This is a genomic window from Clostridium fungisolvens (assembly GCF_014193895.1).
GTDB classification, from domain to species: domain Bacteria; phylum Bacillota; class Clostridia; order Clostridiales; family Clostridiaceae; genus Clostridium_AR; species Clostridium_AR fungisolvens.
Genome location: NZ_BLZR01000001.1, coordinates 4,482,843 through 4,499,447 on the forward strand (window position 1 = coordinate 4,482,843; position 16,605 = coordinate 4,499,447).

Consider the following 16,605-nt stretch of genomic DNA (forward strand, 5'->3'; position numbering starts at 1 on the left):
TTTTTCGTATTCTACAAAATATTACATCTGATTTATAAAAAATAATTTATTAACTAATTTTTATAGGTATATAATTTTTATATTGTCAAAACATATTATTATAGAACTACTGCTTTATTCATTGTTAAAGTACCATTTAACATAAGTATGTAAATTTTGTATTTTAGAACATTGCAATCCTATAACCTCAACTATTACTGCACAGGTATTGAAACTAATCTAAACCTTTGTTTTATAAAAAAGTCGCTGAAGCGACCTTCTTCAGTGAGCTTTTTTAATGCGTCTGTCTTTCCAAATGCATATAAGGAAAACTTGGCAGGCAAATAAGTTGTATTTTCTTTACTATATAGCCGTAAGAAACATCTAAAACTATTGAAATATCTAGGTTTAACCGGCATAAAAACTTTATATTTTTCATACAGTAAATAAATACAGCTTAGACTTATGAATAAGAAAAATATTGTTACGATTAAATATTTTTAACCATTATTTGTAAGCACAACATAATAATAGTCATATACTATAAAAGATTCAATAACTTTTGTATTGAATAACATACCCTCATGAGGTATAATATATTTAGATAATAATTATTTGTTAATAAGGAGTGAAATATTATGGTAAAAGTATATACAACTAATTCATGCCCTTGGTGTGTTAAGGCAAAGAGCTACTTAAAATCACAAGGAGTTAATTATGAGGAACTAAATGTTCAAGAGGACTTAACTGCTAGAGAAGAAATGGTTAATAAGTCAAGACAAATGGGAGTTCCTGTTTTAGATATAAACGGTACTGTAATAGTTGGATTTGATAAACCTGCCATAGATCAAGCTTTAGGTCTTTAATTAAAATAAATGGAGGTATCTCATTATTGGGATACCTCCATTTATTTTTGTTTAAATTTGATTTTTTACATGTTCATGATTTCTTAAATGATTTATGCAGTATTCATGATTTCCTTCACAAATTGAGCAATACCTAAACTCCATTGTAGGGTCATCATTTTCTGTTATTCCGCAAATCTCACACTTATGTCTCCATACTAGCTTAATATTCTTAGTTTTATTTTTAAATTTTTTCTTGTTATTATAAGCATGACTACCATGCTTTCCTCTACTTAATATATCCTTACCGAAAAATAATACGAAGTTAATCAAAGCAGCAACTATAGCTAACTTATCATCTAGGCCTCCACCAATAAATGATAAGGCTAAGAATGCTGCATCAAGCCAAGCTAAGTACTTTATCTTAACTGGTATTATAAAGAATAGCAGTATTTGATAATCCGGATATACATATGCAAATGCTAAAAATAATGAAAGTGTTAGGTATGTTCCTAATACTCCCCCAGATATAAAGCCAGCTATTATAGTTCCAATAACACCAACGAAGTAATAAACATTAAACTTAAAGCTTCCCCACTCATTTTCTAAAGATGAACCTATAATATAATAAAAATATAAAACAAATATAATAAAAAGTGGAGAGGAGCTCGGTGGTATAAAAATAAAAGTTATAAGCCTCCATACTTCACCTTTTAAAATAAGACTTGGTATAAACGCAAGTTTATATGATAAACTTGTTTGAAATAATCCATTACCTTGGAATAAGTAATCAACTAAATATACAAGTAAATTTGCCCCCACTATATACATCATCAAATTTCTTATTGCAAACCTACCAAACTTTCTTTCTAATTTATTTAACCACTGCACTGTATTCACTCCTTATATTAAATGTAGGCGCTATTAAAGCACCGTGCTAACCATAGCTTAAATATAAAATCAATCTTAAACTTTATATTCTAATTATATCCAAATAGTTGCTAATTAACTAGATATAAAAACCTTTTGATATCAATTAATATTATTATGTATTAATCATGGATAACCCATGTTAAATACTCCCATATAGATTTTTCTAGTAATATTTTATTTTTTAAGGAAACACTAATGTTGAAATTTAATTGAAGGTAGGTGTTTTTATGAAAGCAAGCGATATAATGAGCAAGTCAATGGTCAGTTTGTCTTCAAACGATACCATTGAAAGAGCTGCAACACTTATGAAAGAATATGATATAGGATCAGTTCCAGTATGTGACGGCGACAAGGTTATAGGTATAGTAACCGATAGAGACATAACTTTAAGAGCCGTTTCCTCTGGAACTAATACCTCAAGCGAAACCGTTAAAAATGTTATGACAACTAATCCTGTAACAGCTTCACCAGACATGAGCTTAGAAGACTTATCAAAAATAATGAGTCAGCAACAAATAAGAAGAATTCCTATAGTTGAAAATCAAAGATTAGTAGGAATAGTATCACTTGGTGATTTAGCTACAGAACCTCAAGCTGATCAAAAAGCTGGTCACTCACTAAGCGATATATCTCAGCCTGGTACTCAAAATTATTAGTTAAAATATCTTAATTAATTGAAGTGATTGCATTAAACTTGCAATAGTAATTTACTTGGAACTTTTAAAGTATAAGTAATAAATAAAATAACCACTGAGACTATCTAATCTCAGTGGCTATTTTCTATTTTACAGAACTAATCTTATCTAAAGGCCATACTCTTAGCCTTGCTTTTCCTTCAACTTGCTTTTTATCGATAAGGCCAAAAGACCTGCTGTCTATACTTACTTCCCTGTTATCTCCTAAAACAAACAGTTTACCGTCAGATACTTTTAACGGAAAATTAATTCCTTGCTTAACAGTTGTACCTTGAGTATAAGTTTCATTAAGCTTTTCTCCATTTACATACACATAACCATCTTTTAAATCTATCTCATCACCTGGAACACCTATAACTCTTTTTACTAGTCTAGTATTTTCTTGTTTTCTTTGAGTAACATCATCTAAAAATATTTTAAAGTCTGAAAAAGAATTATCTCTCATCTTATTTTCTAGAAATATTACTACATCTCCTCTTTGAGGTTCGGTGAAATCATAGCTTACTTTATCTACAAGTAATTCCTGACCATCATGTAAAGTATTTTCCATGGACCTCTGTTGTACTTGAACCATAGCAAAAACCTTTGTATCAAGTATTGTCACTAAAATTAATGCTCCAGCAATTGTGTAAACCCAACTCATAAATTCTTTAAATATCTTCTTTTTTTCTACCATATTTCCTCCTAAAGGCATATTAATAATATAAATTAACTACATATTAAATATTATTTGTATGATTCAAAAATCCTTCTTAAATTTATTAACTTATTGAGTATATTTTGTAAACTTATTACTAACCACTATAGATTCACACTATAACCATAACTAATAAAGATATTTTTATTATATTAAGTTTATAATGTGCTAAAATACTTCACTTATACTTTTTAACAGTTCTTAAATTTCGTGCTTAATCACAATGCAAAAAAATCTAGGTTGGAATTACAAACCTAGATTTCTCTATAAAGTAAAAGCTTAAATAGTCTTTCTAATTTGCACCGCTTAATTCTGCTTGTTTAACCATGCCTTTCTTTACAAAGGCCATCTTCTCCCACTTTCTTGTTCTCCATCTCCAAAGCATTAAAACTCCTCTGAACCATTCATCACAAGCGAAAGCTATCCACATACCAGCAAGTCCTAAACCTAATTTTATGCCAAGCAAATATGATAAAGTTACGCTAACTCCCCACATTGAAAATATCCCCATGTACACAGGGAACTTAACATCGCCAGAGGCTCTTAAAGAATTTATTACTACTAAATTAAAGGAACGTCCTGGCTCCAAAAATGCATCTATTATAAGAATCACTCCACCCACTGCTAATATGTTTGGATTAGAAGTAAATATACCTAGGGCTTGATTTCTAAGTATAGCAAATATAATTCCTATTCCAAAGGATATCTTTAAAGCAAGCTTCAAGCTGTGGATACATGTCTTATAAGCTTTATCATTTTCCTCCGCACCAACTAAATGACCTATAAGTATTTCAGTACCTTGCCCTATAGCTATTGAGAATAGATATGCAAACATTACTATATTTTGTACATAAGCTTTTGTAGTTAAAGCTTCATTTCCTAAGAAGTTGATAAAGTATGTTATAACAAGCTGAGATACATTATATGAAAGTTGCTCTCCTGCAGTAGGAACCCCTATCTTCAAAAGATCTTTTACGATCTTTGTAGGAAATGGTTTTAAGTTTTTTAATCTAAAACCTCTCTCAACATTTCTGAATACAACAAAAATCATTACAATAAGTCCAAGTAACTTACTGATGTTTGTAGATATTGCAACTCCAGATACTCCTAATACAGGCACTCCAAAGGCACCAAATATAAATACATAGTCCAGTACAACATGTAATACATTCATCCCTATGGTAACATACATTGATATTTTAGTAAGTCCATGACTTCTAACTATAGCTGTACAAGTCATCATCACAGCTTGCATAAATAGAAATCCACCTACTATCTGTAGATATTGTACTGCAAATTTCATAAGCTCTGGTCTTATTCCCATAGCTCCCAATATACCGTGAGCAGCAAAGTACATTATTCCACTAAGTAAAAGTCCAAATAATAGATTAATAATCAATGATACTGTAGCCACTTTTGAAGCCATCTTTTTATTACCAGCACCTAAATTTTGAGCAATAAGTACTGAGGTACCTGTAGATAATATTCCAAACATTATATTCATCATCGCTATCAGCTGATTAGATACCCCAACAGCCGCTACTGAATTGTCAGAATATCTACTTAACATCAATGTGTCTACACTACCTAGGAGCATAAACAGTAAGGTTTCTATAAAGATTGGCCATGTTAAGTTAAATACAGTTAGTTGTCTTTTCTCTTTCTTTTTATTTGTCAAAATACTCATCTCCGATTTAATATTTATCTTTATTTTTTCCACAAACCGATGACCCAAGTTCGAAACCACTATTAATTAATATATCTTTTGTAACCATATTTTGATTATATTTATTCTTTAATTTTAAAAGATATATATCATGATGGATATGCTCTGCAATTATTGATACCATTAATGAATTCTCAGTTATGGTTCCTAATATATCTCCACTTCGTGACTCATTAGCTATAAGTGACTTTCTATTATCGACAATCATCATCCATCTTCTTCCGCCATAAAACATACTCTTGCTTTCATGATGATAATATTCTATATCTAATCCACTTGTGTCTAGACTCTCAAAGGAGAAAACTATTACTCTAATCTTCTTATTAATCAATTGCTTTATTTCTTCTTCAAATAACTTTAATTCAAAAGTAGTGGATATATATACTTCCTTTTCAGCCTCTAATAATAACCTCTTAGTAGTATCTATAAAATTTGAATACCCTTTCATGTTCCAATATTGATCATCCAACTTAAATTTATCGATATTACTTAGAGACTTTTCTAATATATCTATAGAATTCTGGTAGTTATTTTTTATATTATTTATCAAAGTATCTGGTGATTGAGCTTTATAGACAGTAGGTTCACCAGAAAGCATTAACACGTTTCCTCTGTTATATAAGTTCTCTAATGAACTATATATTGAACTCCTTGATATATTAAGTATTTTTGATATTTGAGAACCATTTAGCTCTCCATTCTTAAGCAAACATATATAAACTTCAGCTTCTGTTTTTGTAAAATTAAAGTCCTGTAATTTATTAATTAAGTCTTCCATTTATCCTCCTAATGACTATTTTCACTATGTTGTACTTATTGTACAACACAATCATTTTATAAGTCAAACAAGAACCTATTTTAAAAACCATTAATAATTGATTTTAAAATTTTTTGTTATACAAATAAAAAAACCTCTTTAGGATGATTTTACTAATCATCCTAAAGAGGTTTTTACGAATTGCATTAATAACTAATCAGCTAAATTTATAACTATAGCTTTTGGTCTACTCATTGCTTCTATTGAGTATCTTATACCTTGAGTACCTATACCTGAAGATTTAACTCCTAAGAATGGGAAGTGGTCTGGTCCTCTTTCAGTCTTATTATTAACTTGAACAGTACCAACTTCAAGTTTTGATGCTATATAGAATGCAGCATTAATATCCTTTGTAAATACAGATGATTGTAAACCATATTCTGAAGCATTAGCTATTTTTATTGCAGCATCTCTATCACTAATTCTTATTATAGGAAGTACTGGTCCAAATGGTTCTTCCCATGCTAATCTCATATCCACTGTAACTCTATCATATAATGTTGGATAGATTAAGTTTCCTTCTCTATTTCCACCAATGATAAGTTTTGCACCTTTTTCCTCAGCTTCTCTCATAAGTTCTTCAACAAAATCTGCTGCCTTAGTATCTATTAAAGGCACTACGTCAACTTGATCTTGTTCTAAAGGATTGCCTACCTTTAAAGCTTCAATCTTTGTTTTAAGTTTAGCTATTAATTCATCTGCAACTGATTCCATTACTAATATTCTCTTAACTGCTGTACATCTTTGACCTGAATATGAATATGCACCTGCTATTATATTTTTAACAGTAAGATCTAAGTCTGCATCTTCTAAAACTATAGCTGCATCCTTTCCTCCTAGCTCCATAAGAAGTGGCTTCATTGCAGTTATTTGTGATATATGCTTACCAACCTCTGTACTTCCTGTGAAGTTTATAAAATCAACATGGTCATGAGTAACTGCATAATCACCTATTTCACTACCTCTTCCTGTTACTGTATTTAATACACCTGCTGGAAGACCGGCTTCTTGGAAAGCTTTTGCCAGATATAAAGCTGATATACTTCCTTGAGTAGCTGGCTTTAACACTACTGAATTACCTGCTACTACAGCAGGAGCTATCTTTGAAGCAGAAAGATTTACAGGATAATTAAAAGGAGATATCGCAAGTATTACACCTAGTGGTTCCCTAGTTACTACTGAAATTTTGCTTCTATTGAACCCAGGGAATGGATCTGAAGGTATTGACTCACCTTCCATACTTTTGGCTGCATCTGCAGTAAATCTAATATAATCAGCTGTTCTTGTAACTTCCGAAACTGCACTCTTCTTATCTTTTGCAACTTCTCTTACCATTATATTAGCTATTTCTTCTGCTTTTTTATCTAAAATATCTGCAGTTTTATAAAGAATATCTGCCCTTTCATTTAGTGGCACATTCCTCCAAGATAATTGAGCTCCGCTAGCATTTTGTATAGCATCATCTACTTCTTCTTTACTCATAGCCTGAATGCTTCCTACCAATGATTGATCAATTGGTGATTTTATATCTATTAATTTTTTTGTATTTGACTCAATCCATTGCCCATTTACAAGATTTTTATAGATATTTTCATTACGTATATCACTAAACATTATTTTTCCTCCAATGCTCTATCTATTTTCTCTCTATCAAAACCTACTATTATTTTTCCGTTTATATCAATAACTGGCACCGATCTTTGACCAGATACGGCAAATACTTCTTCTCTAAACTCATGTTCATCAGCTACATTTATCTCTGAGTATTCTACTCCTTTTATCTTAAAATAATCCTTTGCTTTAACGCACCATGGACACCATGATGTTGAATATATTTTTACCATCTTACTTACCTCTCTTTGCTTCTAAAATATATTTTTCTGCATCAAGTGCAGCTATAGTTCCATCTGCTACTGCAGTTGTAATTTGTCTAAATTGCTTTTCTCTCACGTCACCAGCAGCATAAACACCTTTTATGTTTGTTCTTGTATTTTCATCCGCTAAAATATAACCTTGAGGAGTCAAGTTTACGTAATCCTTGAAGTGTTCAGTCTTAGGTTCTGTTCCTATATATCCAAAAACAGCTTCCATCTGAATCTCCTTTTCTTCTCCTGTATTTGTGTTCTTTATCTTAGCTTTCTCCATGAACTTTTCACCAGATACATCAACTAAATCCCAGTTGTACATAACTTCTATCTTTGGATGGTGTAAAACTTCCTCAAGAGTTGCTGCTTCACCTTTAAAATAATCATATCTTCTTATCATAATTACTTTTGATGCAAACTTAGTAAGAAATAAAGCTTCTTCAAGAGCTGAGTTTCCTCCACCAACTACTCCAATAACTTTCCCTTCATACATCGCACCATCACAAACTGCACAGTAATGTATTCCCTTACCAGAGAAGCTTTCTTCATTAGGTATAGGAAGTTTTTTAGGAGTCGCCCCTGTTGCTATTATTACTGCTTTAGGCTTATATATATAACTAGTAGTTTCAACTATTTTTTCATTTTCTGAAAAATCTACTCTTTCTACTAAATCAAATTCATCTATTTTAGCACCTAATTCAAGCGCTTGTTCTTGCATTAAGTCTGCTAATTTGCTACCTTCAACTGTTTTAAACCCTGGATAGTTTTCTATAGAATAACTATTTCTTACCTGCCCACCTACTATAGCATCTTCTAAAAGCACCATATCTAGCTTAGCTCTTGCTGCATAAATAGCTGCAGTTAACCCCGCTGGTCCTCCACCTATTATCATTAAATCAATTAGCTTTTCACTTTTCGCCATGCTTTTCCCTCTTTCCTAATAATACTTTTGACCGCTTTATTACCCCCAAGGGGTATCTTTAATATTATTATAGCACTATAAACTCATTTTGCAACCTATTTTTAAAAGATAATTATTATTAACTATATATACCTCTTCTACTTCATAGTTTTTTATTAATTATATTTATTATTCAAGTTTTTATTGAGTTCCTATTTACATCTTTTTTCATAAATGTACGTGTGTGCTTCTTAACTTAACCATAAATTTATATATTAGTGAAAATACTAGAGATTTACGGTTATCAAAAATAGTAAATTAGGTATGTATAGATAAAACATAATAAAAGAACCGTAGTTCTTCCATACATAAACTTTAATACTTAAAGTTCATATACTTATAAACTACGGTTTTTCTAATAAATTTATTCCTGTGGTACTAGCTCTGGAGTAAACTTTAATTCTCCTTCTTCTACAGTAACCTTTACTCTTTGGCCTCTCTTTATATTACCTTTAAGCATCTCTTCACTTAACTTATCTTCAACACTCTTGGTAATCACTCTTCTTAGAGGTCTTGCTCCATAGGTTACATCTTTACCTTTTTCAACAAGAATCTTTCTACTTTCTTCATCAAAATCTAAGTGTATATCTTGTTCATCTAGTCTTTCTGTAACTGAATTTACCATTAGGTTCACTATTTGTAACAAGTCTTCCTCTTGTAATCCATGGAACACAATTGTATCATCTATTCTATTTAGGAATTCTGGTCTGAATGTCTTTCTAAGATCATCCATAACATTTTCCTTCATCTTTTCATATTCTGTTTCACTCTTATTTTCATCTAAGCCAAAACCTATAGATTTTTGCTTCTTTATTGTATGAGCACCTACATTAGATGTCATTATAATTATTGTGTTTTTAAAGTTAACAGTCTTTCCTTTTCCATCTGTAAGTCTTCCATCTTCAAGTATTTGAAGTAATACATTAAATACATCTGGATGAGCCTTTTCTATTTCATCAAGCAATACTACTGAATAAGGTCTTCTTCTTACTGCTTCTGTAAGCTGACCACCTTCCTCATATCCTACATACCCTGGAGGAGATCCGATAAGTCTTGATACTGCGTGTTTCTCCATATATTCAGACATATCTACTCTAACAATATTATCTTCATCACCAAACATAGCCTCAGCTAATGCTTTTGAAAGCTCTGTTTTTCCAACCCCAGTAGGTCCTAAGAAGATGAAAGATCCAATAGGTCTATTAGGATCCTTTAGACCTACTCTAGCTCTTCTTACTGCTCTAGCTACAGATTTAACTGCTTCATTTTGTCCTACAACTCTCTTATGAAGTATTTCCTCAAGCTTTAAGAGTTTTTCTGATTCTGTTTCTGTAAGCTTTTCTACAGGAACTTTAGTCCATTTTGAAACAACTGATGCTATTTGCTGTTCACCAACTATATGAGTTTTGGTACTACTTTGAGTAGTCCAGTTGGTTTTCATATGGTCTAGCTTCTCTCTTAATCTCTTCTCTCTATCTCTAAGTTCAGCTGCTTTTTCAAAGTTTTGTACAGCTATGGCATCTTCTTTTTCTTTTGTAGCTTTTTCTATTTGCTCCTCCATTTCTTTTAAGTCTGGAGGAGTAGTTAAGTTTTCTATTCTCACCTTAGCTGCTGCTTCATCAATTAAATCGATGGCCTTATCTGGCATATATCTATCTGTTATATATCTATCTGAAAGATTAACTGCAGCCTCTAGCGCTTCATCTGTTATCTTAACACCATGATGAGCCTCATATTTATCTCTAAGTCCTTTTAATATCTGTAGTGTTTCATCCTTAGAAGGTTCTCCAACATTTACTGGTTGGAATCTTCTTTCAAGTGCAGAATCTTTTTCAATATATTTTCTGTATTCATCTATAGTTGTAGCACCTATACATTGAATTTCTCCTCTTGCTAATGCTGGTTTTAGTATATTAGATGCATCTATTGCCCCCTCAGCTCCACCAGCTCCAACAATTGTATGAATTTCATCTATGAATAAAAGTACATTACCTGCGGTTCTGATTTCTTCCATTACCTTTTTTAATCTATCTTCAAATTCACCTCTATATTTTGCACCAGCTATCATTGATGTTATATCTAATGCAACTACTCTTTTATCTTTAAGTATCTCAGGTATATTTCCTTCAACTATCTTTTGAGCTAATCCTTCTGCTATTGCAGTCTTACCTACTCCAGGGTCTCCTATTAAACAAGGGTTATTTTTTATTCTTCTACAAAGAATTTCTAAAACTCTTTGAGTTTCTTCATCTCTTCCTACTACAGGGTCCAACTTGCCTTCAATAGCCATTTCAGTTAAGTCTCTGCCAAACTGATCTAAACTTGGTGTTTTATCAGTTCTTCTTCTCTGAGGACTATCTGGCTGACCACCTTGTGATGCTGGTTTTCCATTAAAGCTGTTTATTATATCTGACCTAAGCTTTTCAAAATTTACATTAAGGTTATTAAGTATAGTGTATGCTACACCTTCATTATCAGCTAATAGTGCCAACAATATATGCTCTGGACTTATATAGTTATGTCCTAGGTTTCTAGCTTCTACTAGACTATTATCCAAAAGTCTTTTTGTTCTTGGCGTTAATGGAATCTCACCAGAAAAGTATTCTACTTCTCCTTCACCAACGTATTGCTGAATCAATTTACCTACAGCTTCTACAGTAACACCGTAAGAGTTTAATAATTCTTTACTTTTACCTTCATCTGCTAATATACCTATAAGTATATGCTCAGTACCTATATAACCATGTTTATACTTTTTAGACTGCTCTCTAGCATTCATTAACACCTTTTGAGCTCTCTCAGTAAATCTTCCAAATAACATGGTGTCACCTCCTAATTATTAATTTTTCTAAATGTCTCTCTAACTAATTTCCCTCGTTCCATATCTCTTTCTTTTTCCGTTAACTTCCTACCAACCTTAAGTTGAAGAGAAGCTGGCTGAATCAGTACTAGTAAGCTGTTCAAAAGTTTTTTATCTATATCATCTATTATTGACATTTCTACGCCTAATCTTACATAAGACAAAAGTTCTAGGCATTCTTTTGAACTTAAAATAATTGCATTCTTTAGTATTCCAATTGACCTATATATTTTATCCAAAATTTCATATTCATAATTAGCTCTTAGATATTCTCTTGATTTTATTTCTTGAGCTGTTATTTGAGAAACAACTGCTTGAAGATTAGTCAATATTTCTTCTTCAGTAATACCTAGAGTTACTTGGTTAGAAATTTGATATATATTACTATCAGCATTAGATCCTTCTCCATAAAGACCTCTTATTGTCATTCCTACTTGAGCTAAGCCTTTTATTAACCCATCTATCTCTTTATTCATAGTAAGTGCTGGAAGATGGATCATTACTGAAGCTCTCATTCCAGTACCTATATTGGTAGGACATGCTGTCAAATATCCAAACCTCTCATCAAAAGCATAATCAAGAAAGTTTTCAAGCATATCATCAAGTTTAGTGGCTTCATTATAGGCTTCTTTAATGTCAAATCCTTTTGTTATACACTGAAGTCTTATATGATCTTCTTCATTTATCATTATGCTCATTGTTTCATCTTTATCAACTAAAAAGGCCGTTTTCTTATAAGATTTTAGTAAATTAGGACTAATAAGATGCTTTTCAAAATAACTAGTTGATACATTTCCACCCATCTCCCAAAGCCTAACTGTTGTAAACTTATCTCTTGTGTTTTCATTTAAATAGAATGCGCTCTCTATTCTATCAACATTCTCTCTTCCTGCATTTTCATCAAGCTTATTAGTAAAAGGTATTTTTTTTAGATTTCTTGCCAGTCTTACTCTTGAACTAATAACTATTTCATCATTAGCATTATCAGGTCCACTAATCCAGTTATTCATAAAGTATCCTCCTATTCTCCAATGGTTTCTTGAAGTGACTTTATCTCATCTCTAAGGACTGCAGCTCTTTCATACTCTTCACCCAAAATTGCGTGCTGAAGTTCTTCCTTCAATTTCAATAACTTTTTCTTTTCTACTAAACACTTACCTGCTTTTGTAGGAACTTTGCCCACATGTTCCACGTCGCCTTGAACTCTTTTTATTACAGGATTAATTGTATTCTGAAAGTTTTTATAACATTCACTACACCCTAAAAGCCCTGTCTTTTGGAATTCATTATAGGCCATTCCACAATTCTCACAAGTTACTTCGGTTTTCTGAGCATCTCTGGACGTTTTATTTACATAATCCACAAGTCCACTCAAAAGGTTTTGGAAAGAGAACTCACCTAAATCCTCAAAAGGATTTAAAGGTATTTCCATGGATTCATTAGCACACTTATCACATAGATTTACTTCTTTCTTATCTCCATTTACAACCTTCACGATATGAACACTAGCTTCTCTTGAACCACATTTATCACATAACATATCTCTTACCTCCCTTTATTTTAAGATAATAGAACCATAACCAATGATCTTAATATATCTGCTCTAACTCTATTTCTATTTTCTGCATTTTGAAGAGTTCTATCATTAATTGTAATTTTAATTAAAGCTAATTCACGTTTATTTATTATATCTAAATCATATAAGCTTTCTATTATTGCTACTCCGTTTTGATAGGTTAAACTATCTCCTATACTAGAACTTATTATTTCATAAATCTTATCCTTTGTATCATAAGTAATTTTCTTTATAAGTATGCAGCCTCCACCGCCTCTTTTGCTTTCAATTAAATAACCCTTATCACAAGTAAATCTAGTTGTTAATACATAATTTATTTGTGATGGTGCACAAGAGAACTTGTCAGCTAGCTCATTTCTTTGTATTTGAAGTTCTTGATCGCAGCTCTGCTCAAGTAAGTTCTTTATGAATTCTTCTATTATGTCCGACAATCTCGCCACCATATCACCACCTTACTTTGACTTTCTCTGACCTTAAATATATAATAATATTTTCTTAATATTGAATCAAGTAATAAATTTTATTAATTAACAAAGATAATCAAAGAAACTTGGAGTTATTTTGTTCTAATTGAGTATAACCACATGTTATGGTTATAATAGAAGTATAAAAGATAAATTTAAGGATGTGAATATATGGAAATAATTTGGCTAGGACATGCTTCATTCTTATTAAAAAATTCTATTGGGAAAAGGTTATTATTAGACCCGTTTCCTAGCGATATAGGCTATTCAACCTATGAAGATAAAGCGGACTTAATAGTTATGAGTCATAAACATTTTGATCATTGCTATATATCTGCAGCTAATTCCGAAACTAAATTAATAGATACAACAGGATATCATGAAACTGACTTTTGCACATTAAAAGGCATACCAAGTTATCATGATAAAGAAAATGGATTAAAAAGAGGCCCTAATATTATTTATATTATCGATATGGATGGTTTTAGAATATGTCATCTTGGGGATCTAGGTCACACACTTGGTCCTGAAACAATATCACAGATAGGAAAGGTAGACGTCCTTATGGTGCCTATAGGGGGAAACTTTACTATTGATGGCTCGGAAGCTGCTAAGGTTGCAACCTCTATTAACCCGACATATATTATTCCTATGCACTACAAAACTCCCCAACTTACTTTCGAGCTTGAAGGTCCAGAAAAATTCCTGACTTCTATTAAAAACGTGAAAAAAATCGATTCTTATGAGTTTATACCTGATAAAAATGAAAGTTCATCTAATAACGTTATACTTTTTAGTTTGATTAAGTAACATTTTCGTATAAAAAAAGACCACCTTACGGTGGCCTGTCCAATTTAAAACTAGTCTTGAACTGGTGCTCCTACTGGGCAAACATTAGCACAGTTTCCACAATCGATGCATGAATTTGCATCTATGTCGAATTGTGTATCTCCTTGACTTATAGCATTAACTGGGCATTCAGCAGCGCATGCTCCACAGCTTACGCAAGCATCTGTAATTTTATATGCCATAACAAACACCTCCTAAAAAAATGTGGTGTACAAACACCACATTTATTTTAACATGTTTTTTTAAATTTTAAAAGACTTTTGTTATTAGTTCTACAATTTTACAAAACAATATATCCCAAATCTTCAATGGAAGTTATTATATCATCCAGTTCAACAAAATAATTGTCATAAACAACATTAACTTCTCCCTTTTCCTTGCTTATCTCACAAGCAATTACTCCTTCATTACTTGAAATAGCCTTTTTAATCTTAATAATGTCATCTGATGTTTTCATGCTAGGAATTCTTATTGAAGATTTCATAGTTTACCTCCTTAATTACCGCTAAACAAGTCCTTTATCATCTTTTTATCTATATCGTCATCTAATTCTAGCTTTATATCATTATCATCTACGGTACCCTCATATCCACCTGATATAAGCTTTACATTTTCAATCTTGAATTCTTCTACAAAATCTTCTTCTCCTCTGAAGAGTTTAACTTTAACCTTCTCTTTAACTACTGAGTTAGAAATAACTTCCCCTCTTCCAAGTTCAGTTTCAACAACTGAGCCAATCTTAGGCAATCTCTTACGTATATCTTCATATGTATTTTGCTCATAATTAAGACAGCACATAAGTCTTCCGCATATTCCTGATATTTTGGTAGGATTAAGTGAAAGATTTTGTTCTTTAGCCATTTTTATTGAAACTGAAGCAAAATCACCTAAAAATGTAGAGCAACATAAGGATCTACCGCAAGGTCCTAGCCCCCCTATCATCTTAGCTTCATCTCTTACTCCAATCTGTCTAAGTTCTATTCTTGTTTTAAATATTGTTGCAAGATCTTTTACAAGTTCTCTAAAATCCACTCTTCCATCTGCAGTGAAATAAAATATAACTTTATTATTATCAAATGTATATTCTACATCTATAAGTTTCATATTTAATTTATGTTCTGTTATTTTATCAAAACATACTTCAAAAGCATGTTTTTCTCTACTTTTATTGTCTTCATGTCTAGCTATATCATCAGCATCAGCCACTCTTAGAACACTCTTTAGAGGTGCAACGATTTCACTTTCATCTATTTCTTTAGGTCCAATAACGCATTCTCCAAATTCTATTCCTCTTGCTGTTTCAACTATAACGTTATCGTCCTTCTTTATTTCAATCTCATTAGGATTAAAATAATAAATCTTTCCTGCTTTTTTAAAACGAACTCCTACGACTTTGATCATATTAAACCTCCAGTAGGCTTATCATCATAACATTAAAGGTCATTTGAGCATTAGTATTACTCCTTAAATTTATCCTAGTTTCATCTATAACTCTGATTATTCCCCTTAACTTTTTATAAGCCATCATGTTTGATAAGTCTTTTATCTTATCTAGCTTATCTCTATTTATAATATACGTACTATCTTGTAGCTCTTTATATATAATTATATCCCTTACAAAGGATATTATAATCGAAAATATATCCTCTTCTTTATTATCATGCTTAGCTATAATAGTCTCATACTTTAGTATTATGTCTTCATTATGACTATTTATGTCCTTTAATAAATCCAATACTATATTTCTTAAGTCTTCAAAACTACTATCTTCAATAAATTTTTCGACTTTTCCAGGTATTCCTTCACTAAAAGAAATTAAGGTACTTTTCTTATCTTCATCTATATTAGAATACTTTTCTTCTATAAAAAGCTTTATCTCTGATTCCTTTAATGGAAACAACTTATGTACTTGGCATCTAGACTTTATTGTATCTAAAATTAATTCAGCACTTTCGCACAGAATTATTATATATACACCAACAGGGGGTTCTTCAATTGTTTTTAGTAAAGCATTCTGTGCCTGAATAGTTAGCTTATTCCCCTCATATATAATAATTACTTTTTTATCTCCTTCATAAGGCCTTTTATTTGTTTCTGTAATAATTTCTCTTACTTCATCTACTCCAAAGGAATTTTTAGTAGTTTTATAATTAACTATATCAATATATTCTTTAAAATCATCCTTATCCATTATTTTAGCTGCAAATCTTTTAGCTAAGATACTTTTTCCGATTCCGTCTTCACCAATTATTAGATGAGCATGAGAGAGTGCATTTCTTTCTACACTATTATCAAACCTGCTTAGTATTTCACTATGTCCTATAAAATTCATGCACTC

Annotated in this window: 18 protein-coding genes; 3 read left to right on the plus strand and 15 right to left on the minus strand. The window is 31.4% G+C overall.

The window, feature by feature from the left end:
• Positions 1 to 617: 617 nt before the first annotated feature.
• Complete coding sequence (locus tag bsdtw1_RS19865; protein ID WP_183279241.1) at positions 618 to 845, plus strand: glutaredoxin family protein; 228 nt, start codon at positions 618 to 620, stop codon at positions 843 to 845.
• Between the two features lie 51 nt (positions 846 to 896).
• On the opposite strand, the gene bsdtw1_RS19870 is transcribed toward bsdtw1_RS19865, so the two are convergent.
• The gene (locus tag bsdtw1_RS19870) at positions 897 to 1,715 is read right to left on the minus strand and encodes a rhomboid family intramembrane serine protease (RefSeq protein WP_183279242.1); all 819 of its coding nucleotides are present in this window, start codon (positions 1,713 to 1,715) and stop codon (positions 897 to 899) included.
• 269 nt (positions 1,716 to 1,984) lie between these two features.
• Here bsdtw1_RS19870 and bsdtw1_RS19875 point away from each other — a divergent pair, with 269 nt between their 5' ends.
• Positions 1,985 to 2,413, plus strand: coding sequence for a CBS domain-containing protein (locus bsdtw1_RS19875; RefSeq protein ID WP_183279243.1), 429 nt, complete (start codon positions 1,985 to 1,987; stop codon positions 2,411 to 2,413).
• Positions 2,414 to 2,537: 124 nt separating this feature from the next.
• Here the strand turns inward: bsdtw1_RS19875 and lepB are convergent, their stop codons facing one another.
• From lepB to bsdtw1_RS19925, 10 genes are all read right to left on the minus strand, one after another.
• A complete protein-coding gene (gene lepB, locus bsdtw1_RS19880) occupies positions 2,538 to 3,128 on the minus strand; it encodes a signal peptidase I (RefSeq protein WP_183279244.1) in 591 nt (196 codons plus the stop codon).
• Between the two features lie 313 nt (positions 3,129 to 3,441).
• Positions 3,442 to 4,836, minus strand: a complete 1,395-nt coding sequence (locus bsdtw1_RS19885; RefSeq protein ID WP_183279858.1) for an MATE family efflux transporter — start codon at positions 4,834 to 4,836, stop codon at positions 3,442 to 3,444.
• A 7-nt stretch (positions 4,837 to 4,843) separates the two neighbouring features.
• Entirely contained in the window at positions 4,844 to 5,653 is an 810-nt protein-coding gene (locus tag bsdtw1_RS19890) for a TrmB family transcriptional regulator (protein ID WP_183279245.1), read from the minus strand.
• A 192-nt stretch (positions 5,654 to 5,845) separates the two neighbouring features.
• Positions 5,846 to 7,306, minus strand: coding sequence for an NADP-dependent glyceraldehyde-3-phosphate dehydrogenase (locus tag bsdtw1_RS19895; RefSeq protein ID WP_183279246.1), 1,461 nt, complete (start codon positions 7,304 to 7,306; stop codon positions 5,846 to 5,848).
• A complete protein-coding gene (locus bsdtw1_RS19900) occupies positions 7,306 to 7,536 on the minus strand; it encodes a glutaredoxin family protein (RefSeq protein WP_183279247.1) in 231 nt (76 codons plus the stop codon). The genes bsdtw1_RS19895 and bsdtw1_RS19900 overlap by 1 nt, the downstream gene beginning before the upstream one ends.
• Position 7,537: 1 nt before the next feature.
• Entirely contained in the window at positions 7,538 to 8,479 is a 942-nt protein-coding gene (gene trxB / locus bsdtw1_RS19905; RefSeq protein WP_183279248.1) for a thioredoxin-disulfide reductase, read from the minus strand.
• A 403-nt stretch (positions 8,480 to 8,882) separates the two neighbouring features.
• Positions 8,883 to 11,339 carry an ATP-dependent Clp protease ATP-binding subunit gene (locus tag bsdtw1_RS19910; RefSeq protein ID WP_183279249.1) on the minus strand — a complete coding sequence of 819 codons (2,457 nt, stop codon included), beginning with the start codon at positions 11,337 to 11,339 and terminating at the stop codon, positions 8,883 to 8,885.
• A gap of 11 nt (positions 11,340 to 11,350) precedes the next feature.
• On the minus strand, positions 11,351 to 12,388 hold the full coding sequence (locus bsdtw1_RS19915; RefSeq protein ID WP_183279250.1) for a protein arginine kinase: 1,038 nt from the start codon (positions 12,386 to 12,388) through the stop codon (positions 11,351 to 11,353).
• An 11-nt stretch (positions 12,389 to 12,399) separates the two neighbouring features.
• Entirely contained in the window at positions 12,400 to 12,918 is a 519-nt protein-coding gene (locus bsdtw1_RS19920) for a UvrB/UvrC motif-containing protein (protein WP_183279251.1), read from the minus strand.
• A 20-nt stretch (positions 12,919 to 12,938) separates the two neighbouring features.
• Entirely contained in the window at positions 12,939 to 13,394 is a 456-nt protein-coding gene (locus bsdtw1_RS19925; RefSeq protein WP_183279252.1) for a CtsR family transcriptional regulator, read from the minus strand.
• 195 nt (positions 13,395 to 13,589) lie between these two features.
• On the opposite strand from bsdtw1_RS19925, the gene bsdtw1_RS19930 reads away from it, so the two are divergent.
• Complete coding sequence (locus bsdtw1_RS19930; protein ID WP_183279253.1) at positions 13,590 to 14,228, plus strand: MBL fold metallo-hydrolase; 639 nt, start codon at positions 13,590 to 13,592, stop codon at positions 14,226 to 14,228.
• Between the two features lie 50 nt (positions 14,229 to 14,278).
• Here the strand turns inward: bsdtw1_RS19930 and fdxA are convergent, their stop codons facing one another.
• The 4 genes from fdxA to bsdtw1_RS19950 form a co-directional block, all read right to left on the minus strand.
• Positions 14,279 to 14,449, minus strand: coding sequence for a 4Fe-4S ferredoxin (gene fdxA, locus bsdtw1_RS19935; protein ID WP_160678819.1), 171 nt, complete (start codon positions 14,447 to 14,449; stop codon positions 14,279 to 14,281).
• Positions 14,450 to 14,547: 98 nt separating this feature from the next.
• A complete protein-coding gene (locus bsdtw1_RS19940; protein WP_183279254.1) occupies positions 14,548 to 14,751 on the minus strand; it encodes a heavy-metal-associated domain-containing protein in 204 nt (67 codons plus the stop codon).
• Positions 14,752 to 14,762: 11 nt separating this feature from the next.
• A complete protein-coding gene (locus bsdtw1_RS19945; protein ID WP_183279255.1) occupies positions 14,763 to 15,668 on the minus strand; it encodes a PSP1 domain-containing protein in 906 nt (301 codons plus the stop codon).
• Position 15,669: 1 nt separating this feature from the next.
• Positions 15,670 to 16,599: a DNA polymerase III subunit delta' gene (locus bsdtw1_RS19950; RefSeq protein WP_183279256.1), complete on the minus strand. Its 930-nt coding sequence runs from the start codon at positions 16,597 to 16,599 to the stop codon at positions 15,670 to 15,672.
• Positions 16,600 to 16,605: the final 6 nt, after the last annotated feature.